This window comes from Commensalibacter nepenthis (genome assembly GCF_029953305.1).
Lineage (GTDB): Bacteria > Pseudomonadota > Alphaproteobacteria > Acetobacterales > Acetobacteraceae > Commensalibacter > Commensalibacter nepenthis.
Window position 1 is genome coordinate 90,966 of record NZ_JASBAN010000001.1, and the last position, 23,875, is coordinate 114,840.

The following is a 23,875-nucleotide window of genomic DNA, read 5'->3' on the forward strand; positions in this document are numbered from 1 at the left end:
TTATCTTTTTCATTTCACACTTCCTGCTGAGTTTGCACCAACAATATAACCATTACTACTTATTGTTATCGCAAGGCGTTGTCTTTGACCATTAATGGTAATTTCATAAATAGGTCTACCTGTGCCTTTTCCTTGATAACCTACTGGTTTCCCTTTAACTGCCTCCATAAGAATATCTGGTATTTCTGATTCTGAAGCCCCCATTTTGGTAAATTCCCCCTTATGCTTTCCTATAATATGTTGCAACCCAGAATCTTCATCACCTTTTTCAAGAAAAACTATTCTACCATCTTCTAACTTCTCAACTCTTACAATTTTATCTGGTGAAAATTTCACACCATTAGCAGCCATTTCATCTAAATAGCTTTGGTTGATATTCTCATATTCACCACCATTATTATCGAAATCATCAAATTCTAAAGGCTCGTTTTTTTGAGGCGTAGCTTCTGGCTTATATTCACCTGTTTCATTGGTGATTATAGGTTTTAAAAGTGTTCCATCTTGAGCTTTTCTGAGGTCACTTTTCATCCCATCAAGAATAGATTGACTAATCGGTCTATCAGGATCTAACGCTACACTATAATCTTCATACCCGCTAATTGCACGTATTTGATCTTTAAGATCGTAAAAAGCGTCTCTATTTATTTTAGCTTGCGCGGGATCAATATACCGACCTTTACTATCCCAACCAGCTGGGTAATCACCTCTCCTTGCCTCCTCTTCGATCCTTTCGGGAGGTTCAGCTGCTTGATTATATTGTTGCAGATCGGAGGAAATCCCCAAGCCATTTAATGCACCAGAACCTCCATTAAGCGCACCACCAGCACCCGCACCAATTGCACCAGCAATCGCGTTTTCAATTGCGTTTGTTAATGCAGTGGCAACTTTGGGATCACCATTACTCTGAGCTTTTGCCCAATCATAAACACTATTGAAGGTTGTAGAAGTTGCTATATTCCCAGCAACAGCACTCCCCGCTGCGGCACCGACGTTGCCGCCAGTAACGCCTGCGACGGCGGCGGAGCCTGCGGCTTCGAGGATGATACGACCAATATCGTTCTTAACATTCGTTTCGTCAAAACCATTAACACCACTATTATGCAGCGCATCAGACACTTGCCCCATGACTTCGCCGACGAGCTGCATGCCAAGTTGGCTGTTTTGCAGTTGGTTGGCAAGTTTATCGGCGTTAAACTTGTTGTCCATGTAACCATTGGCGTTATTCACATCTGTGGTATAGCCACCCTCTGTGCTGCCAGCATTGACATTGATATTCCCAGAGATCGCAGACTGGCTGGTTGATGTTTCGTCATGCTTGCGATTGCCACCAGCAATCAAACCAGAGTTCTGCGCAAGATTCCCAGCAATCACGCCCAATGGTCCCAAGGAGCTCCCCAAAGCCCCCGTGCCAACACTCAGTCCACCCCCCGTAGCCGTCGCATCCCATTTCGATTGGTTCTCTTGAGTTTCCGCAATCAATTTCCCCGTGTCAAAATGGTTCTTGGACGCATCTGCGGTGCTGCTAATCACCCCAGCCTTTAAATGCGTCGTGTCACCCACGTGAATATCAACACCACCATCCCCTCCGTAAATGCCAGAAAGATCCTTGCCAGTGCTTTGATAATGATCCTTGATATTCTGATTGCCATAGCTGCCACCAGCACTCCAGTTGCTCCCCGCTTTGACACTCAACCCCGCTTGACTGCTGCTGCTGTCATAATGTGAGGTGTCTTGGGGGCTGGTAATATCCAAATTCCCCGTATCAACCGTCACTTGATTTCCAGAAACAATTCCACCATTAATCGTCGTCTTACCAGGGGCGGTAATCGTCACTTTGTCCGTCGCAGATACATTCGTATTTACCCCAGTCGAACTGTCACCATTCGCATGTTGTTTCGACCCATTGGCATTCGCAGCAACCCCAATATCCCCTTTGGTATTGACCTCAATCCCAATCGCTCCACCAAAGCTGCTGCCTTTGCTAGAGGAATGCGTCGTATCAAAATCTGATTGCAACGTCACATTCTTCCCAAATAAGGTCACATCCTTACCCGATAAATTCGCAGCAGTCGCCGTTAAGTCACCATTATGCACATCATTAACATTATCCCCGCGCGCAACAATGCTCAGACTATTCCCAGCCGTGGCAGAAGAACCAACAACACTGCTTTGGGAATATTCACTCTTGGATTTGCTTGAACTAAATCCAGCCTGAACCGTACCAGAAAGAAGCCCACCCCCATATTTGTCAGCATTCGCAATCCCATTGCCAATCGCATATCCCCCTTGCATCGCATTCAACGTCTTGCCCGCAGCACTGCCCGAACCATTCACATTCGACGCCGCCTGACCATATTGCGCCGCTTGACCCACAGCAGAGTCAGAAGATACCCCAACTTTTAAGCCGCCAAATACAGAGGATTGTTTGTGCGTCTGGTCTATTGTGTTATGAACCGTATCAAAGGTTACAGACGATCCACTGATACTTAAATCATTCCCCGCACTAAGGTTTGTCCCCGTAAATATCGATGCTCCCCCAGAAATAATAGTTAAATTATTCCCAGCACTGACCTCACTGGGGGTCCATGTCGTCGTCTTGCTCGTATCCGTTTGTTTATCAGAATGATACCCAACAGACGCCATCCCCCCACTAAAGCTGGCACCCAGTCCAGAACTGCTCTTATGAGAGTAATCCTCGGTCGTATCTTTCGTCGCCATCGTCGAAAGATTATTGCCAGCAATTAAATTAACATCATGTTGACCTGTAACGGTTCCTTTGATCGTTAAATCATGACCCGCACCAATGGTGATATCTTTGCCCGCACCAACAAGCGACCCAATCTCTTCTGTTCGGGTTGAATTTCCTACCTCTTTTTCTTTTTGTAAAATACTAGAGCTTTTATGCGAGGAAGAGGACGAAGAGCTATTCGTAACAGAACCCAGAGTAATATCATGACCCGCCAGTAAAGTCGTATTCCCATCCCCAAGAACAACAGACCCCGCCAAATGAATATCATTCTTTGCACCCAGCGTAATATTGCCATTCGAAATAATATTACTACTGAGTGCTGTATTATAAGAATTCTGCTCACTAAAAGAACTGTGATTAAACGCCCCAGATTTATTGCCTTTGATGTCAGAGAAGCCACTGTCGGTCACGGCGTTTAGACCGATATTTCCAGCGGAGGCTAAAGAGACATTGCCTCCCGCATTTAACGTGCTGCCAGAGAAATCTAAATCCCCGACAGTCGATTGCAAGGACGCATTGCCGCCTGCTTTGATCGTCGTGCCGTAATTTTTAATTTGACTGCCATTAAACGCCAACGTGCCATCAGACGCATGCGTCACACTCGACGCAGCCGCATTTAACTCTATTGAACCAATATGGATAGACCCTGCTTGCATTGCCAAATCAGAGCCAGATTGAATGGTGCCACCATGGGTTATAATGCTGTCACTGGCTTTAATCCCAAGCGTGTCAGAGGCAATAATCTGCCCTTGCGATCCAAGGTAGGATCCCTTACCCCCATTCACAAGATAATCATTCACCGTATCCGCATTAATCACAGAGCCATTCTGTGCATTTAAAGAGATTTTCCCTCCTTTAATCGTCCCACCAATATTGCTGATATCTCCATTCGTAGCGGTTAGCGCAATCGAGTTTGTTCCTTGCATCAACCCAGAATTATAAATTGAACCCGCTGTGATACTAACGTCTTTCCCTTTAATCGCAGCACCCGCCAAAACATCCGTTTTAGGAGAAAGATAAAGCTTAGGCACTAAAACAGTTTGTCCATCAACGACTTGAGGCACATACCAAACAATATCTTCATCTAATGCTGCTTGTTGTTCTGAGGTCAAGGCTGTGCCAAATTGTAAGCCCAACTTATCCTTTTGATGGCTCGCATTATCCAACATCGTTTTCATCGCATCAGAAGCCGTTTTATACGTCCCTCCAGGATAGCTTTGCCCTGTTGCTTGAATATATTGTTGTTGGATATACTGAGTATCAAACCCTGAATCCCCAAGGAACGTATAAGACCCACTGATACTTAATCGATCCAACAAATATTGCGATCCATAAAAACTATTAATAGAGGTATATTGAGGACGCGTTTCAATTAAATAGTTTGAGCCCGGTGAAACAGAAGACGTATTGACGTTGGGCTGGGTTGGATTTTGAACAATAATCCCCCCAACAGAGACTGTGTTCCCTGTATTATTGGGCGAATTTTCAGATGGATTACCATTAATAATAATACCAGAACTATTATTGACAAGACTGCCTGTATTATTAGGAGATTGAACAGACGGGGCTTCATTCATAGCAACGCCAGAATGATCACTGACATTGTTTCCTGTATTACTAGGAGACTGAACAGAGGGAACCCCATTAATGGCAACACCAGAACTGTTACTGACATTGTTTCCTGTATTATTAGGAGACTGAACAGAAGGAGCCCCATTGATAGAAACATCATGATTATTACTTACATTATGCGTTCCCCCAGAATTACCAGTTCCTGTATTTGAACCCCCGCCAGTAATTCCACCCCCTGCTATTCCATTTAGACTAGAATTACCGCCATTCACATTGGGGTTCGGTCTAAAAAGTGCTTGCCCTCCTGTTATAGAAGATAAAATATCATCAATAGTTACAGAACCAGACCCATTAAACCCAGGTAAATTTACATGTAAACCAGGATCAATCCCTTGTGGGTTTGTTACCCCACTATAGCCTAAATTATTCCCTTGCCCTTTAAGCGTATTCATATCAGAACCATTACTGGTTAACTGACTATTTCCCGGGCCTGTTAAGCCATCTTTGCCTTTTTGACCATCGGTTGTTTGTGCATATTTTCCAGAAGGTAAATCAGGATTAGCATTGGTAAACTGATTATCCAAAGCATGCTCAATAATGGTTGTATTATTAACCTGCCCAGAAAACTGACCAATTAAGGTTCCTCCAGCAACAATCGAACCACTTAATCCTGTGTTAACTGTGTTATCCCCCCAGACTTTTTTAGGAGGGTTCGTCATAGAGTGCCCCCCAAAATCACCAAAAAATGGGTTTGTTATTTGAGAGGGATCTTTTGGATTTAACGTTCTGCAAAATTGCTTATTAAAACAAGTAACGGTAAATACCATATCATTTTGATAACCAACATTATCTAAAGATGCCCCCGCAAGCTGCATATTTCTGCCAGCTTCAATATGACTAACATCATTTGTAATGGCACCAATTGTCGTAATCTTTAAATCTCTCCCTGCAAAAATAATCGCAGATGTTCCGTTTAAGGTTGTTTTAGTACCTATACCAGTAACCTCCACACGCGTATTAGAATTGCCTGCGCCTTCAGAAAGAAAATAATAAACATAACCTGAAGCTGGTTTACCGTCTTGGGTATATAATCCTTCAGGCGCACCGATTTTTAAGATTTTGACATCACTGTTATAATAATACTGACCTAAACCCACAATTCCTGTCGTTGTCGTATAGGTATCAACGACTTGCCTATTCGTCAGCCCCTCATATTCTTGACCATCCGCATTAATAGCAGTGTTATAAACAGTAATGTTATTTACGTTTTCTGTAGATAACGTCCCCAGATACTTATTCTCAAAACTATTGGCACTCAGGGTAATATCCCCATTAGCACTTTGGGTGCGAATTAATCCCCCTGTATTTTTAACGTCCCCCATAGCATTAATGGTCATAGACCCTTGATCGGTTTGCAGAACACCAAAATTATCAATATTTCCTGATGAAGTAATCGTTAAATTATTCGTGCTGGAGATAAGCCCTTTGACATTATTCGTTAAACTTGCAACAGTTAAATTCACATCATTTGCAGCAATGAACACACCATTATTGGTAATAGTATTGGCAGTAACCCATAAATCCCCTCCAGAGGTAAGTCCGCCATCCTCGCTGATAGTATAATTTCCATTGATTGTTAAATGAACACCAGCACCTTGCACAGCGCCTAAAGATGCAAAAATAACGTTATTATTATTCACATCCCCATCTAAAATAGCAGTTAAAGTTTGATTGGCAATAATAGACCCCGTCGAGGATAATCCCCCACTTTGCACAGCCATGTTAATATCTTTAGAAGATTGAATAATCCCTTGATTAGTTAAATCCAGCTGTCCTACAACCCCACTTTGTGCATTGGCATACACAGATATATTTCCAGAAGACCCATTCCCCAAAGCCGCGAAAGTAAGGATTTTTCCAGATTGGTTTTGTAAATTATGGGTATAAAGGGTCAAATCTTGCCCAGATTGAAGTATCCCAGCATTATTATTAATTTGGTCTAATCCATTGCCATTTTGATCGCGTGCGATCTTCATGGCACCGTTCATACTGACAATCGTACCAGAATGATTATCAAGAGCAGGCGTCGTAATTTGGACATCGTTCATCGCTTGTAACCAACCCTGATTGGTCATCCCAGACGATGCGCTTAAAACCATATTCCCATTGCTGGTAATAATTTGTCCATTTTGAGCAAAAGACAAGATAGGAGCGCTTAAAGACAAAGTGCCTTTATCCGTTCCCATTTGAGCTTGGGCATTATTCGTTATTTGCGTATTTGAAGTAAGGGTTAATCCTTGAGCCCCATAGATATAACCATTAGCATTATTATTAATATTACCCGCAATATTGCCTGTAATCGAACCTCCAGCAAGGAGCAGTCCTGAATTATTCAGACCATTACCTGTAAAAAGGATACTTCCTTGATTGTAAGCTGTGATTTCACCTTTGTTTTGATTGGATAATACACCAGACACTTGAAGATCAATATTCGAATTGGAAAGGATTCCTCCTTGATCATTGTTCAAATCTTGTGCTTGAATAGTCAGATTACCTGTATTCCCGTCTAGGTTTTTAATCACCCCGTGATTTGTAATAGATCCGTTTGAGGCAACAATTTTTACATTACCAGTATCAGCACCCATAATACTATTTGCATTATTTACCAAAGAAGCAACGATTAAGCTCAGCCCTTGCCCTCCCCATAAGGTACCATTGTTGGTAAAGTCAGAGCCAATGGTTAACGTAAGTAATCCACCTGCCAAGATTTTGCTGCCTTGAGCACCATCAAACTGATTAAAATTAAGCGTTAAATCTTTGGAAGATTGAAGCGTTCCCCCAACATTATTAAAAGAGTGCAATCCCGCAGCAGAGGATCCTTGGTCAAGACGAATAACACCATTATCACTAGACAATACCCCATTCGTATTATTTAAATTCTGTGCTGCAATCCAAAGACGATTATAGGCTTGAATAGTACTATCATTATTGGTAACAGAAGCTACAGATACAACATTATTCTGGGTTGACCCAATCCCTTGTAACGTCACATCACCATTCGTACTAAGCATCACCCCTTTTTGACTATTGGCAATATTATTGGCAGTCAATGTTAAACCATTATTTCCTTGTATCCAGCCATTTTGGTTTTGAATGGTTTGAGCCGATAATTGCGCAGTTCGACCAATTAAGGAACCAGAAACCAAAATTGTATCATTATAAATCAATCCAGAATTCGCTGAACTATTTACAATGCTATTGGCATTAACACTCAATATATTATCTGCAGAAATATATCCACTATTGGTCAATGTTTGTGAGGCAATGGTTAAATTCTGTGGACTAATCATTAATCCATCATTATTCACAGTCGAAGCATTGATATTTAAATCTCCCCCTTGAACAATAATTTTACCATAAATATCTTGATTGCGAAGGTTGGATAATTGCTGATTAACGTTGAAGATTGCACCATTTTTAGAAAGCATTGTACCTTGGTTGGTCAAAATAGAACTATTAATCAATAATTGACTATTATCCCCAACAGCTTGAATATTTCCATAATTTGCAAGACCATTTTGTCCTAAAGCCGTTATATTGAGAGTACCCGCACCACTATAGATTAATCCTGATGTGCCATTAGAAAGTGCATCCGCAACAATTGTCACATCAGAACCACCAACCATTTGACCATTATTAACACTATCTCCAGAGAAATGTGCTTGTAATTGCTGTTGTGCGGTTAAAAGAGATGATGCTGTGCTTTGATAAGAAGACCCATTCAGAATAATATTGCCGTTGGCTTGGATATTACCATTACTATTATCGATAAAAGTTGGTTGCGATATTCCAATATTCAAATCACCACCCAGTACTAGAATATTACCACTCGTATTATTTAAATTGGGAGAATGAATATTAATCGCTTTATTCGCCTGTAAATACCCACTATTGGCTAGTAAATTTCGTATGGTAAGCGTTAGATTTCCATCAGTTAAAAGCTGCCCATTATTATTTTGTAAATTTTGCGCTGTGATTTGAATGTCTTGACCATTGCCAGATTGCAAAACACCTGAATATTCCCCCAAAGATTGATTTTGTATATCTCCAGAAATCTGTAAATTGATTCCCTGTAAGCTTTGCACAAACCCTGTATTCTCAAAAGAATTGGCGGTTAAAGAAACATTGCCATCCGATTGAATCATCCCCCCTGTTAATTGACCATTAACAAGAATCCCTTGATTTTTTATGGATTGATTGATGTTTAACTGAACCCATTCTTTTCCAAATAAAGAACCTGAATTTTCTAAAGAAGTAGCAACAATTTCTAAATTGCCCAATGAAGCATAGATATTCCCATTATTAATAAGATTGTGAATAATGTTAAGAGATCCATTGCCGTTTAAGCTACTAACAGACGCATCTTTATCTGCAATCGTTAAATTATTTGCTTGTAAGGTGAATGCATTTTGGCTTTGGATCGCTCCAGCAACAGATACATCGCCTGTGGCATTGATTTGTAAATCTTTACCTGCATAAAAAACCCCTTTACTGGTATCGGTATAACTGCCGATCGTCGCATTCACATATCCAGAAGTTGATTGAATAGTGCCATTGCTATTCTCAATATCGCCACTACGAAGCGTTAAATCCCCAGAACTATCACTTGTGCCAGAAACAATCGTCCCTGCAGTATTCGTCAATCTATTGGATTGGATATCAACATTACCGTTGTTTGAACCAATCTGACCTGAACTATTATCTAAATTATTCCCAGTAATTTTCAACAAACCAATAGGGGTTAAAATTCGACCTTGAATGTTTTCAATATCCCCATTCGCCGCAATCGTAACATTACCCCCCTGTTGCGTACCAATTTGACCAGAATTATTTTGAATATCTGTTGACGCATTCACATCAACAGCCCCTGATGTCGTTAAAATAATCCCACTATTACTATTATTTAACGATCCAACATGTAACGCAATATTTCCACCAGACGTTCTGACCAATCCTTGTTGATTATTAAAATCACCACTGGTCAGCGTAATATTGCCATTCCCTTGTGATCCAATTTGACCAGAATCACTATTATCCAATCCCCCTGTGGCTTTTAAAGTAATCGCATCATTCTTGGTTAAAATACGTCCTGAACGATTATTAATCCCACCATTCATCGCAGTAATTGCTAAAATACCTGCATTCGTATTAATCTGCCCGCTGTTACTAACAGATCCCGCAGTAATCGCCAATCCACCTTGATGAACAAAGATATTCCCAGCATTAACAAGCGCATTGACAAGAGTAACCGTGCCATTGCCCGATAAACTGCTTAAAGAAGCCTCAGCATTGCTGAGAGTTAAAGAGCTTGCAGATAACGATAATCCCTGTTCCCCTTGCATCGCATAAGTAATCGACATATCTCCAGATGAGTTAATCTGTAAATTCTTACCCGCATATAAAAGACCATTGGTTGTATCACTATAATTCCCAATCGTCGCAGTAACCAAACCATCAGTCGCTTGAAGAACACCGTGACTATTCTCAATATCACCAGTTTGCAGCGCCATATCTCCAACAGACGTAATTACAGTACCATTTGTATTCGTCAAACGACCGCTCGTAATCTGTATCAGACCATCTGGTGTAATAATCTTACCATTATCATTTTGTAAATCTTGCTGCAAAGCAAGTGTAAGATCACCTTGCGTTAAGGCACCAATCTGACCATTATTATTATTTAATTGATTGCCCGTAATATTGACAAAACCATCAGGGGTTACCATCTGACCTTGTGTATTATCAATATCCCCCTCAGCTACAAGCGTGATGTTCCCTTTATTTTGAATACCAATTTTACCTGCGTTATTGGCAATATTTTGCGTGGCTTGAATATTAATTTGACCATTATTGGTTAAAATCGAACCTTGTTGGTTATTTAAGTTGGCAATAGTTAATAAAACATCCCCAGTCGATGTGCGAATTAACCCATTTTGGTTCAGTAAATTCTTGCCCTTAATCGTCACATTACCCTTATTTTTAACCCCAATTTGACCATTACTATTATCAATGCTCCCTTTTGCCGTAATTGTTACATCACTAGCATCCACAATTAAGGAACCATTTTTATTCGAAAAATCGCCTTTGATATTAAAGTTTAATCCACCAAAACCAATCTCAAAGCTTCCATTATTACTAAAAGAACCGACATCAAGCGCCAAACTGCCCTTAGAAAAAGAGATCGCCCCATTATTTGATAATAAATTCGCAATTGTAAGGGAACCATTCCCACTTAAGCTACTAATCGATGCATTTTTATTTGCAATATCTAAATTATTCGCTTGCAAGGTAAACTGACCCTGACTTTGAATAGCATTGGCAATAGATACGTCCCCAGAGGCGTTTAAAGTTAAATCTTTACCCGCATAAATAACCCCTTTACTGGTATCCGTATAACTTCCTATTATCGCATTCACATCACCATTCGTCGCTTGAATAGTGCCATTGCTATTCTCAATATCTCCACTCGTAAGGGTCAAATCTCCAATATTAGTACCCGTGCCTGCTATAATCATGCCTGAGCTATTGATTAAACGTCCTGAACTAATCTCAACATTGCCGTTATTAGACCCAATCTGACCTGAACGATTATCTAAATTATTGCCAGTAAGCTTTAAAAACCCAACAGGCGTGACAAACTGACCTTGAGTATTATCAATATCTCCATTCGCCGTAATCGTTACATTACCACTCTGTTGCGCGCCAATTTGACCAGAATGATTTTGAATGCCTTGCCCAGCAGCCAAATTCATCGCCCCTGATGTCGTTAAAATCGAGCCTTGATTATTATTTAAAGAACCAACACTTAACCCAACATCCCCGACAGAAGTTCTTATTAACCCATTTTGGTTATTTAAATCCCCACTTTGAACGGTAATATTGCCATTCCCTTGAGACCCAATTTGACCTGAACCATTATCCAGATTGCCTGTGGCTTTCAGCGTCAGCGCATCATTCTTGGTTAAAATACGCCCAGAATGATTATCAATCCCACCATTATTCGCAGTAATTGATAATGCACCCCCATCCGTATTCATCTGCCCATTATTACTGACAGAACCCGCCGTAATGACCAATCCACCTTGATTAACAAAGATATTCCCAGCATTCATAAGCGCATTGATAAGAGTAACCGTCCCATTACCCGATAAACTACTTAAAGAAGCTTCTGCATTACTTAAATTGAGTGATCTAGCCGATAACGATAATCCTTGCGCTCCTTGAATAGCATTGGCAATCGACATATCCCCAGAAGCATTCAGCTGTAAATTCTTACCCGCATAAATCAACCCACCATTCGTGTCAGTATAATTCCCAATATGCGCATCAACAAACCCATTCATCGCTTGAATAGTGCCGTTGCTATTCTCAATGTCACTACTCGTAAGCCTCAAATCACCAGAATTATTACCTGTGCCAGAAACAATCGTCCCCGCAGTATTTGTCAATCTATTGGATTGAATCTCAACATTGCCGTTATTAGACCCAATCTGACCTGAACGATTATCTAAATTATTGCCAGTAAGTTTTAAAAACCCAACAGGCGTGACAAACTGACCTTGAGTATTATCAATATCTCCATTCGCCGTAATCGTTACATTACCACTCTGTTGCGCGCCAATTTGACCAGAATGATTTTGAATGCCTTGCCCAGCAGCCAAATTCATCGCCCCTGATGTCGTTAAAATCGAGCCTTGATTATTATTTAAAGCACCAACACTTAACCCAACATCCCCAACAGAGGTTCTTATTAACCCATTTTGGTTATTTAAATCCCCACTTTGAACGGTAATATTGCCATTCCCTTGAGACCCAATTTGACCTGAACCATTATCCAGATTGCCTGTGGCTTTCAGCGTCAGCGCATCATTCTTGGTTAAAATACGCCCAGAATGATTATCAATCCCACCATTATTCGCAGTAATTGATAATGCACCCCCATCCGTATTCATCTGCCCATTATTACTGACAGAACCCGCCGTAATGACCAATCCACCTTGATGAACAAAGATATTCCCAGCATTGATAAGCCCATTCACCAGCGCAATCGTGCTATTACCCGATAAACTGCTTAAAGAGGTTTGCGCATTACTCAGGATCAGAGACCGAGCCGATAACGATAATCCTTGCGCTCCTTGAATAGCATTGGCAATCGACATATCCCCAGAAGCATTCAGCTGTAAATTCTTGCCCGCATAAATCAACCCACCATTCGTGTCGGTATAATTCCCAATATGCGCATCAACAAACCCATTCGTTGCTTGAATAGTGCCACCACTATTCTCAATATCACCACTACGAAGCGTTAAATCTCCATCATTCTTATCAACACCAGCTATAATCGTGCCATTACTATTCACTAAACGTCCTGATTGAATCTCAACATTGCCGTTATTAGACCCAATCTGACCTGAACGATTATCTAAATTATTCCCAGTAAGCTTTAAAAACCCAACAGGCGTGACAAACTGACCTTGAGTATTATCAATATCTCCATTTGCCGTAATCGTTACATTACCACTCTGTTGCGCGCCAACTTGACCAGAATGATTCGCAATCCCTTGAGAAGCATCAATTCCCATATTGCCTTGGGTCGTCAAAATCGAACCTTGATTATTATTTAAAGCACCAACACTTAACCCAACATCCCCAACAGAGGTTCTTATTAACCCATTTTGGTTATTTAAATCCCCACTTTGAACGGTAATATTGCCATTCCCTTGAGACCCAATTTGACCTGAACCATTATCCAGATTGCCTGTGGCTTTCAGCGTCAGCGCATCATTCTTGGTTAAAATACGCCCAGAATGATTATCAATCCCACCATTATTCGCAGTAATTGATAATGCACCCCCATCCGTATTCATCTGCCCATTATTACTGACAGAACCCGCCGTAATGACCAATCCACCTTGATTAACAAAGATATTCCCAGCATTGATAAGCCCATTCACCAGCGCAATCGTGCTATTACCCGATAAACTGCTTAAAGAGGTTTGCGCATTACTCAGGATCAGAGACCGAGCCGATAACGATAATCCTTGCGCTCCTTGAATAGCATTGGCAATAGAGACGTCCCCAGAGGCATCAAGCTGTAAATTCTTGCCCGCATAAATCAACCCACCATTCGTGTCGGTATAATTCCCAATATGCGCATCAACAAACCCATTCGTTGCTTGAATAGTGCCACCACTATTCTCAATATCACCAGTTTGCAGTCTCAAATCACCAATATTAGTATCCGTGCCAGAAACAATCATCCCCGCAGTATTTGTCAATCGATTGGATCTGATAAGTATATTGCCCGCACCCGTAGAAATCTTACCATTATTATTTTGCAAATCATTTTGTGTCGTAAGATTAATATTCCCAGCTTGTTCTGATCCGATCTGACCGTTATTATTTAAAATAAATTGCGGTGCATAAATCGTAATAGGAGCATAATTCGCAACAATCAAACCATTATTATTATTTAAACTATTAAGCGTTAAACTAACAAACCCATTATGACTTTGAATTAATCCATTCTGATTATTAAAATTATTACTTTGAACAGTAATAAAGCCACCTTGATTTGCCCCTATCTTACCTGAGCTATTATCGATATCATTCGTCGCTTTCAGAACAATACTATTTGCACTAATAGTTCCGTTATTATTTGAAATATTCCCATTGATAGTGGCTTGAATAGATCCCGTATCTGATCCAATCTGTCCGTTATTCACCAAGTTTTGACTTGTTAATGAAATATCTTTTTGTGCATGAACACGCGCTGATTGATAATTATGAATTTGCTGAGCGCTTAATTGTAACCCCGACTGACCTTCAATCGAGCCTGAATTATCGATCGCATTCTCAACCACGATCGTGCTTTTATTGGCACCTTTAGCAACAATCTGCCCTTTATTGGTTAAGGATTTGCCTTGTAAAGAAAGTCCATTATTTGCCCCAATCGTTCCTGTGTTTTCAATTACATCAACACGCGCATTTAAACTATTTTGTGAAGCCAATTCTCCAGCAATCACCAACTTACCATCCGCAGTCAGCTGCATATCCCCAGCCGTAGAAGCCATCCGTCCATCAACACGAACCCCAGCACCCTTTTCATTTACAAGCATTTGAATATGGTTGCCTGTCATGCCCCCCAAGGCAGAGGTCTCAATTGCAAATTCTGGAGCTTGAGAACCATCAGCAGCCAAAGGCGTTGCCGATCCATCAGCATAATGATAGGTATTGCGACCCGCAGTAATACGAATATCCTGACCATTCACAGGCGCATTAATACGCACTTTACGACTGATAATATCTAAAACAGGAACTTCTGCAAAATTACCCCCAGCCCCATCAAAGCCAACTTCACCTCCACCAACAGTAATGGATTGTAAATTACCATTCGCGTCTAAATTAGGGTGACCTGTTGCCAACGACGCTCTACTGGTATTAATAAAACCACATCCCGCACAGGTAATTCCATTCGGATTGGCAATGATAACTGCCGCTTGTTTTCCTGCAACCTCGGTATATCCCAATAATTTTGTTGGCGAATAGCCAGTAACCTCATTAATAATCGTATGCGCACTTGATCCATCTTTGAGGTTTGAATTTCCTGTAATTTGTCCTGCAAGCTTGGTATTGGTAATGGTAGATGAATTATTAAGAATTTGCCCCTTTTCATTCACATTATATTGATTAAATTTGTTATGAGACACCCCAGCCCCATTAGGATGGGCAATATTAATCTGATCAATCCCATTATGCGTTATATCAACCGTTGGACGTTGATTAACAGGAGGCGCTGTATCCACAACAATATTCGCAGAAGGTCTGGGAGCCGCTATCGCTGGTAAGGTCGATACCAGATTCCCTGTTAAAAACAACCCAGATGCCATCAACCCTTTTAACCGTTTGTAAACTGAAGCATGGCGAAAAGACATAAAAGAATATTTTTTTGGGGACATAATTGACCTAGCGATAACACAATCAAATAATATAATATCTAAAGAGATAAACTCATAAATTAAGCGTTACGATATATCAAAAGCATTTCTAAGCAACAACAACTATTCGATCAATTTAGAAAAAATCATGAAATGTTGTAATTAAAATACAGATTATAAATTCATTAATCACATCAATATTTTTACCTTGCACATTCATGAACGACAAGGTAGCTGTGTTTTTATTATAAAGTCGCAACCAAACCTAGATCATCAGGATTTCTCATGAGAAACTTATTATTATCCAGTGCTATTCTCTGCGCTTTTGCTGTCAATATCACACCTCTTTTTGCTCAAGATAAAACAAATCAACCAACGACTCATAGTAATAATACAGCAGCTCCTGCACCCATTACCATCAATCAACAAGTTGGCTCTTGGCAACTTCATTGTGCCTATCCCAATAAAGAAGAACAAAAACAACAAAAAACTACCTCTCAAGGATGTATTGCCCAACAAAGCTTGATGATTAAAGGCAAAGATAATACTCAAACACCCATTGCTTCTTTGCTTCTAGAAAAAGTAAAAGATAACCAAAATCCAACCAAGGCTAATCCATTCAGACTAACAATCGTCACCCCTCTTGGATTTTCACTACAACAACCCATTACCTTAGCAATCGATCACGGTAATCAAACTCAGCTCCCTTGGGTAACATGCACAACCAATGGCTGTATTGCGTCCGAAATGATCGATAATAAATTACAAACCTCTCTCGAAGCCAATAAAATGGCACATCTCATTATTCATCGTGTCAATAAAACAACCGTCACGATTAATTTTAATATCGAAGATCTTCATACTGTATTGACGTCAATGAATGACCTTATCAATAAAAAAGCACCTTAATTGTTATTCATTTAGATAACGACCATGAATTTAAAAACCTATTTTTTTCGATCTGTGATTGTTGGTGCTGTATGTTTGCCTATAATAAGTGAACATGCTGTTGCGCAAAATGTTCCTCCACCTACTTTTGCGCTCCCAAACGTCAATCAATATCAGCAATATCTACAGCACAAAGAAAGACAACAGCTGATGGAGGGGCTTCCCCCTCCATCCAGTAATGTTCAGATCAATCAAAATAAGCATAATGATGCACCAACTGAGCATTGCGTGACCATTCAGTCAATCGAAGTGGTAAACACACAAAATCTGCCCCAATCAAACGTTAATCATATTACCAAGCCATGGCATAATAAATGTATGAGCCTTGGAGACATGAATTCTGTTTTGAACAAAATTAATAAAGCCTATATTGATAAAGGGTTTGTCACCACTCGTGCGTATTTACCTCAACAAGATCTAAAATCTGGGACATTGCATATTGTCGTTGTTGATGGGAAAGTCGCTGGGTTTCAATTCAATGGCATTTCCCCCAAGAACCATGAAACCATGGCATTTCCTTGGGTCAAAGGTGGGGTGTTAAACCTTCGTGATTTAGAGCAAGGCATCGATCAGATGAACCGCCTCCCCGATTGGAGTGCCTCTATGAAAATCGCCCCAGGAGATCAACCAGGAACCTCTATTGTCAATATCAACGCAAATAATCCAGGCATTTTACATGGACAAACCTCTGTTGATAATAATGGACAAAGCTATTCTGGCAGAACAATCAGTAGAACGATTGTAACTGCTGAAGATCTTTTTGGTCTGCTTGATATGTGGTCTGTTGAATATGACCATTCCTTGAATAACCGTCAAACTGATGGGCATAACTCCTTCTTTACCGCTGAAGGGTCTATCCCTCTTGGACCATGGACCTTCTTTGGGGGATGGTATCGTTTTGATGATCTTTATCACATGGGGTATCCTTGGCAAGGACGATTTAGGTTTGATTCAACCCAAAAAGATTTTCATATTGGGGCTTCTCGGGTTGTCGCACGCAACTCTGTTGGGGTAACCACTCTACAAGCAACTTATGAATTAAAATCTTTTGATACCTATATTAATCGTTCGCGCGTTGGAACACAAAGTGCCGATTTATCCTCGCTCAATTTAAACGCCAGTGAATCCATGCATATTTGGGGAGGTGTATGGTATGCAAGTCTTGGCATGAAAATAGGTCTGGGTGGGGGAATGGGTACAAAAACATGGGTATCCAATCAAGGAACCTATAATCCCCATACCCAATATGTCAAACCCACCCTGGATATTGATGGGTATAAACCCATTACCCAAGATCTGATGTGGCATACGTCTATTCATGGAGAATATGCCTCTAAAAACCAATATGGAAATGAACAAATGCAAATCGGCGGTCCTTATACCGTCAGAGGCTATTTACAACAAACGCTGATGGGAAATGCAGGGATCTATATGCGAAATGATCTTGCATGGTCTTTACCCACCCAAGCAATGCATTGTGATGGCTATCAGCCCTTTTGTAATGGGCTCATCAAAGGAACCGAGCTCTATGGAATATTCGACGTGGGTATGACCAGAGGCGTTTTCACATACGCCGATATGCCCAAAACAGAAAAAGGCGGAAACCTCGTCGGCGCTGGCATCGGAATACGTAAAACCTCTGGAACCATCTTTTGGAACGCCTCCGCAACCCACGCACTCACAACCGCAGGTCTTCCCCCAGAAGGGTGGATCGCCATGTTCAATATAGGCGTCAGGTTATAATCATAACAAAACTTATCCACATTCCTGTGGGTAAGTCTGAATATAATCTTAATTTGCGACAAGATCGGCTATTGTTATTCAAATGTGATAAAATACTACCTCAGATGAAAAATAAATAAAGGGTCAGTATTAAATACTTCAATATTTACTTCCCAATTTATAATTAATAGGGTATAATATTTACCATAGTTAAACTACTGTAATGGTGAAAAATTATGACAACAGAAACAATAAATCATAGCACCTTGTCAAAGTTAGTTGAAGCAGGAACAGTAAGCGGAGCGCATGTTGTCGGGCAAAATGGTGGATGGTCAGTATTTATCCAATTCGGAAAAATAAAAAAACAATTAATCACCAAAAATAATCATGATATTCGCTTATTTAAAAAGTTGGAAACATTGGTTTCTTATTTGCGTAATATTGGAATTGTAAAATTTGACGTAGATGCACTAGCCTATGACAGTAACATAGTGACTAGCACCAAACGTCCCGACAGATCGGAAGCTTTACGTAAAGCACACGAAGCTGCAGCCTATGATAAATGGTTTCGAGAAGAAGTACAAGCCAGTATAGACGACCCGCGCTCAAGTCTTTCCAATGAAGAAGTTAAGAAGTACGCTACAACCCGTCATGCCAGATTGCTAGAACGTATTAAATGAAATTAGAATGGCGACCTGCCACAGAAATCGATCGAGATAACATAGCAGAATATATCGCAAAGGATAATCCACGTTCTGCTATAGCATTAGATTTAGAATTTGCAAAAAAGGCAGAACTGGCAAGAGCAAATCCAGCTATGTATCGAGTTGGACGTATTAGTGGCACACGTGAAATTGTTGTACAAAATAATTATGTAATGGTGTATAAAGTGGATAATAAAGCCAAAATTATAACAATATTGCGCATACTTCATGCAGCACAACAATTTCCAAAAAAACTTGTTTTGTAATAGTAGACAGTAAAAGCTGAGCTATTCATACAACAACATGAACAATACTAGAGTTAATTTTTTATAAGCCTAATAAACGGAAAAGTTTTTGGACGAACCTTATTTCACCACAGGCAATTCATCCCATCTAGTTGTATATCTCTGGCTAACAAATTCGCGTTTTAGGTTCCATGATGCTTTTGGATTTATTCCTCCAAAACTGACAGTATTGCGCCCCATCTTTTTATTGATTTGATCCAAAGTCTGCATGAGTGTAACATTGCGTGCTTTGGTTTCTTCATTTTCAGCACGACTAAAGAAATCAAATTGCCTTTTCTCTTTATCAACAAGATCAAGCATCATGACCCCAGATTTATGATAAAGGTAATTTTCCTTAAAAATACTCTTTAGACCTTTTTGAACAGCCTCTATAATTTGACGTGTATCATTGGTGGGATAAAGCAGGGGAACCACGATTGATGGATGGTATTGTGATGCTCGATCATGAAAGCGGTTGGTCCTTAAAAATACCAAAACTGATTGAGCCAAAGAATGCTGGTATCTTAGCTTTTCAGCACCACGACTGGCATGAATACGAACCGCTTCCTGGAGTTCAAAAAGCTCTTTGGTTGCTTTGCCAAAACTCCGAGATGTCATAATATTCTTTTTAGGTATATCTAATGCATCAAGCTCAATACATGATGTGCCACGCAGCTCTAATACGGTGCGTTCCAGAACAACGGAAAAAAGTTTACCTAAATGGCTGGCATCACTATTTCTAAGCTTCCATGCTGTATCAATACCCATTGAGATTAATTTAGCGGACAGTTTACGACCTATCCCCCAAATTTCTTCGATGGGTAATTGTTTTAAAGTTTCTTCAAAAATAGGATCATTCGTGTTTAAAAAATATATGCCTTCATGTTGTGAATTTTTCTTAGCAATATGATTGGCAATTTTGGCAAGTGTTTTGGTTTTTGATATTCCAATAGAAACTGGTATCCCAGTGCGTTGACGAATGATCTTCCTTAAAAAATGACAATATTCAATATAGTTTTCTTGATTTTGCAAATTTAAGAATGCTTCATCAATAGAATAGAGCTCCGTATCATAAAGATAATCTTGAACAATAGAAAATACTCTTTGGCTCATATCCCCATAAAGCTCATAGTTTGAACTTAATAAAATTATCTTTTTTCGTATGTCTTGTGGGATTTTAAACGCTGGCATACCCATTGGCACAAAGGGTTTGAGTTCATTAGATCTGGCAATAACACAGCCATCATTATTGGAAAGAATACCAATAGCTTTTCTTTCTAATTTTGGATTAAACACTCGTTCACAAGAAGCATAAAAATTATTGCAATCAAGCAGGCCTATCATTTGTGTCGGTTTCTAAATGTATGAATATTATGAATAACAACGCCCCATATATAGGTTTCTTTGTCTTTTATTTCTATGGAAGGATAATCAGGATTACCAGATTTAAGATAAGGAATACCATTTTTAAAAGTCAGACATTTACACGTCAGCTCCCCATCCAAAGCGGCAATAACAATATCCCCCTGTCCAGGGTTAAGAGATCGATCCACAATCAGTAAATCTCGATCAAATATTCCATAATCGATCATTGAATCTCCTGATACTCGAATATAATACGTGGAAGAAGGGTGCTGAATTAAATGTTCGGTAAGATCGAGAGGTCTTTCAATATAATCTCCTGCAGGAGAAGGAAAGCCTGCACAAACATAAATTTCGATATAAGGTTGGTAATGTTTTTTTTCATCATCGTAATATAATTCTTCGATATGCGTTACGATTGTGTGTTTCACGCTTAATTCTCCTGGATAGAGAACATAAATAGTGATTTTTTACCTAAAAAACAACACCATATCAAAAATGCCCATGAGCAAATTGACCGTTAAGAGTCAAAATTTGTAATTGTGTAGTTTTGATATGGAGGTTCAATTAATTATATTGAACCTCCCTTAATCTTACATCATTTCAATTTAAAAAGGTCAAATTATTTTGGTGGAGTAGAGGAAGTGCCATAACGGCCATTTTTTAATTGCACGGGATAACATTTTGCACGTGGATTACTCACAACTTTATAAGGCGATAATTCTTTCACGTTAATCCACACTGTTTTTCCATTAGGCCATAATATAGGAAGCCTATTATTGACAGCAGGATGACGAATATCCACCAAAGCTACATTATCAGAAGTTCCAACCTGGTTAGCATTTAAATCAGAAGACGCATAGACAGGTGAATTTTGTGGAACGGAAGGATCATTTGGCAATCTACCGTTTTCTACCCATCTATTAAAATCTGCATCTGTCCAAGCTTTACCTGCTTGCATACATTGATACCCCTTTAAATATCTTGCTGTTTGAAAGCCTCCATTATGAGAAGGAGCCTGAGCCATCGCAAATGAGGTTGTTATAAGAGTTCCTAAAGCAAAAAGGGAGAGGGTCAATTTCATTGTTTTTTCCTTGTTATTATGATTTTAAAACGGAATTATTAGCTGAAGCTCCCATTTTATTGGCAACGGCTGCTCGCCATTGACCAACAGTTGTTGAAGAAGTAATGCCATTGGCTGCTAACGTTGAAAATGACATTCCTGATAATACTGTAGACATTGAATCACTATCATTGGCTTTTGCAACAGCTGCTCCATATTTCGTTCCAAAATTGTAATATCCTCTTACATCAACATTGTTTGGATTAGAAATGCCATTATTTTTCAGGTAAGTGGCACCATCTTTTAAATATTGTGAGGCTGCAATCGCTTGAATAGTAGGATCATTTTGTCCATTATTAATTTGATCCTGAGTAAGATTTAGGCTGGGATTCTCAACCATTGCTTCTTTAATCATAGCATTATAAGTACTTTGCGTCATTTGAAAAGCACCTGTAATACTTCCATGGGTTGAAGTTACATTTGTACAATTACTTTCCATAACACAAGTTGCTGCCAAAGCATCTGCATTAATGCCAACAGTTTCAGCATAGGTTGCAGCTTGTTGTCCCCAATCTTGAGTCATCATTTTTTGCAGACTATCTCCGCCTGATGTGGAGGAAGATGAGGCTGAATTGCTATTATTATTACTACTTGTAGTAGTATTTGTTGAAGAAGAGTTAGGAGGTGTCCAGTTTATTCCTACTTCTGGATAGGTAGGTTGGATTTGTGGTGGATTATTCTGGGCCATTACCATGGTTGGAATAAAACACAGGCTTAACAATCCCAATTTAATCTTTTTTTGATAGTTCATATTTTAAGAAAAACTCCTCATAGGAAATGTATTTCTTAAAACTCTTTTTTTTCCATGCGACTGGGAATTATTATTTTTGTTTTTTTATGAATTTAGTGATTTTTGTAATTTGTCTTTGTATTTTTCTTTCTGGGTAAGATTTATAATGTGTTTTAAGATAGTTAAACATTTTTTTGGCTTTTTGTGTATTTTTACTTTTGGGCTGTAAGCATAGATAAATTCCTTTGCAAAGCACTTCGACCAAAATTAATTTAGTAAAAAAATCTGTTTCATTTTGAAAATATAATGGTAAGCGTTCGCTATGGTAAATAGTCACGGATATAGCAGGCTCCTGATAATTTGTTTTTTGACACAAACGGAATAGGGAACGTATTGCATATAAAGCAATATCTTTGAGTTCTTGTTGCATGCTTGTGTAATAGACATCCAACACAGATCCATACTGGTAAACTGCTTCCAAAAAAGAATTTCTTTTTTCTAAGATTAAGGCCTTTTTAAAGAGGTTAATGCCATAGTAAATAGCTTCCTTTCCATAAAACATTGATCTTTATCATTCCTTATTAAAAAATTGTTAAGCAAACAAAATTATATGAATTAATGCGACTGGATTTTTGGGTCTTGTTGCAAATTTAATTATGTATTTTAGTATGATATAAAAATGGAGTGAGTATTTATATTTTAGGAACGATTTATGTCTATTGGTATCTATAGCAAGCTTATATTAAGATCTAGGGATGATTTTAAAGGTCGTCATTTTAATGGATTGATGATTATCCAAGCGGTAAACTGGTATTTACGCTATTGTCTTAGCTATCGAGACATTGAGGAATTGTTTTTAGAGCGTGGAGTAAGCGTTGATCATAGCACGTTAAACCGTTGGGTATTACGCTATGCTCCTCTATTAGAAAAACGTTTGAGAAGCTATAGAAAACCCCATTGTGGTGAGGTGAGGATTGATGAAACCTATATCAAAGTAAAAGGTCAGTGGAAGTATCTATATAGAGCCATTGATAAGAATGGAACTGCTATTGATTTCTTGTTAACAGCTAAAAGAAATATCAAAGCAGCACAACGTTTCTTTAGAAAGGCGTTTAAAGAAGAGGGTCTATTCGCTCCAACCCATATTGGAACAGATAAAGCATCTCCTTTTCCAAAAACCATACAGACCATGAAGAATGAGCATATCCTTGCCAATCACTGCGTTCATGAAACAAAGAAATCTTTACAACAGGGAATAGAAAATGATCATTTTAGAGTAAAGAGAATTATCCCAAAGAATGGTTGCTTTCAGTCTTTTCATACCGCAAGGAAAACACTCAACGGATATGAGGCCATTCTCTGGATTAAAAAAGGACTGGGTTTTAAAGGAAAATGGACAATCAACGAACAAATAAAGCTCATTCAAAGCATATTCGGTCTAAATAATAATATACCCGTCTAAATTAGCTCGCTTTATGGCTAATCACAGCACCATTCAATATTTGCAACAAGACCGTTTTTAGTGATCAGAGTTATTGTAGGAGTGAATAATGAAAGAGTTTGAACTATATAATTGTGAAGATTTATAGCATAAAATCATCTTTAGTAGCGCTCCAGCGATTACTTTTAATTAAGCTGGTTGCTGAACAAGTCATTATCAATTCATCTACCCACTTATGATAAA

Annotated in this window: 11 protein-coding genes; 5 read left to right on the forward strand and 6 right to left on the reverse strand. The window is 39.3% G+C overall.

Annotation, left to right across the window (positions count from 1 at the left end; genetic code table 11):
* Window positions 1-9 precede the first annotated feature (9 nt).
* Window positions 10-15,339 (reverse strand): hemagglutinin repeat-containing protein, encoded by a 15,330-nt coding sequence (locus tag QJV33_RS00465; protein ID WP_281461464.1) that lies wholly within the window; start codon window positions 15,337-15,339, stop codon window positions 10-12.
* A gap of 264 nt (window positions 15,340-15,603) precedes the next feature.
* Here QJV33_RS00465 and QJV33_RS00470 point away from each other — a divergent pair, with 264 nt between their 5' ends.
* The 4 genes from QJV33_RS00470 (at window position 15,604) to QJV33_RS00485 (ending at window position 18,958) form a co-directional block, all read left to right on the forward strand.
* Entirely contained in the window at window positions 15,604-16,227 is a 624-nt protein-coding gene (locus tag QJV33_RS00470) for an invasion associated locus B family protein (RefSeq protein ID WP_281461465.1), read from the forward strand.
* Window positions 16,228-16,251: 24 nt separating this feature from the next.
* Entirely contained in the window at window positions 16,252-18,009 is a 1,758-nt protein-coding gene (locus QJV33_RS00475) for a ShlB/FhaC/HecB family hemolysin secretion/activation protein (protein WP_281461466.1), read from the forward strand.
* A gap of 215 nt (window positions 18,010-18,224) precedes the next feature.
* Window positions 18,225-18,668, forward strand: coding sequence for an antitoxin PaaA2 family protein (locus QJV33_RS00480; RefSeq protein WP_281461467.1), 444 nt, complete (start codon window positions 18,225-18,227; stop codon window positions 18,666-18,668).
* Window positions 18,665-18,958: a type II toxin-antitoxin system RelE/ParE family toxin gene (locus QJV33_RS00485; RefSeq protein ID WP_281461468.1), complete on the forward strand. Its 294-nt coding sequence runs from the start codon at window positions 18,665-18,667 to the stop codon at window positions 18,956-18,958. The genes QJV33_RS00480 and QJV33_RS00485 overlap by 4 nt, the downstream gene beginning before the upstream one ends.
* A gap of 99 nt (window positions 18,959-19,057) precedes the next feature.
* Here QJV33_RS00485 and QJV33_RS00490 read toward each other — a convergent pair whose 3' ends face one another.
* The 5 genes from QJV33_RS00490 to QJV33_RS00510 all read right to left on the reverse strand — a co-directional run bounded on the left by QJV33_RS00490 (window position 19,058) and on the right by QJV33_RS00510 (window position 22,753).
* Complete coding sequence (locus QJV33_RS00490; RefSeq protein ID WP_281461469.1) at window positions 19,058-20,320, reverse strand: Y-family DNA polymerase; 1,263 nt, start codon at window positions 20,318-20,320, stop codon at window positions 19,058-19,060.
* Entirely contained in the window at window positions 20,317-20,769 is a 453-nt protein-coding gene (locus tag QJV33_RS00495) for a LexA family protein (RefSeq protein ID WP_281461470.1), read from the reverse strand. Before QJV33_RS00495 ends, QJV33_RS00490 begins: the two co-directional genes overlap by 4 nt.
* Before the next feature lie 191 nt (window positions 20,770-20,960).
* Complete coding sequence (locus QJV33_RS00500; RefSeq protein WP_281461471.1) at window positions 20,961-21,422, reverse strand: hypothetical protein; 462 nt, start codon at window positions 21,420-21,422, stop codon at window positions 20,961-20,963.
* Between the two features lie 16 nt (window positions 21,423-21,438).
* Complete coding sequence (locus tag QJV33_RS00505) at window positions 21,439-22,212, reverse strand: hypothetical protein (RefSeq protein WP_281461472.1); 774 nt, start codon at window positions 22,210-22,212, stop codon at window positions 21,439-21,441.
* Between the two features lie 70 nt (window positions 22,213-22,282).
* Window positions 22,283-22,753 carry a hypothetical protein gene (locus tag QJV33_RS00510; protein ID WP_281461473.1) on the reverse strand — a complete coding sequence of 157 codons (471 nt, stop codon included), beginning with the start codon at window positions 22,751-22,753 and terminating at the stop codon, window positions 22,283-22,285.
* A 150-nt stretch (window positions 22,754-22,903) separates the two neighbouring features.
* On the opposite strand from QJV33_RS00510, the gene QJV33_RS00515 reads away from it, so the two are divergent.
* A complete protein-coding gene (locus QJV33_RS00515; protein ID WP_281461474.1) occupies window positions 22,904-23,653 on the forward strand; it encodes an IS6 family transposase in 750 nt (249 codons plus the stop codon).
* The last annotated feature ends 222 nt before the right edge of the window (window positions 23,654-23,875 follow it).

Excerpts from the sequence above, each read along its gene's own strand:
- QJV33_RS00465 (WP_281461464.1), bottom strand. The coding sequence starts at position 15,339 with ATGTCCCCAAAAAAATATTCTTTTATGTCTTTTCGCCATGCTTCAGTT.
- QJV33_RS00470 (WP_281461465.1), top strand. The coding sequence starts at position 15,604 with ATGAGAAACTTATTATTATCCAGTGCTATTCTCTGCGCTTTTGCTGTC.
- QJV33_RS00505 (WP_281461472.1), bottom strand. The coding sequence starts at position 22,212 with ATGAACTATCAAAAAAAGATTAAATTGGGATTGTTAAGCCTGTGTTTT.
- QJV33_RS00510 (WP_281461473.1), bottom strand. The coding sequence starts at position 22,753 with ATGTTTTATGGAAAGGAAGCTATTTACTATGGCATTAACCTCTTTAAA.
- QJV33_RS00485 (WP_281461468.1), top strand. The coding sequence starts at position 18,665 with ATGAAATTAGAATGGCGACCTGCCACAGAAATCGATCGAGATAACATA.
- QJV33_RS00475 (WP_281461466.1), top strand. The coding sequence starts at position 16,252 with ATGAATTTAAAAACCTATTTTTTTCGATCTGTGATTGTTGGTGCTGTA.
- QJV33_RS00480 (WP_281461467.1), top strand. The coding sequence starts at position 18,225 with ATGACAACAGAAACAATAAATCATAGCACCTTGTCAAAGTTAGTTGAA.
- QJV33_RS00515 (WP_281461474.1), top strand. The coding sequence starts at position 22,904 with ATGTCTATTGGTATCTATAGCAAGCTTATATTAAGATCTAGGGATGAT.
- QJV33_RS00490 (WP_281461469.1), bottom strand. The coding sequence starts at position 20,320 with ATGATAGGCCTGCTTGATTGCAATAATTTTTATGCTTCTTGTGAACGA.
- QJV33_RS00500 (WP_281461471.1), bottom strand. The coding sequence starts at position 21,422 with ATGAAATTGACCCTCTCCCTTTTTGCTTTAGGAACTCTTATAACAACC.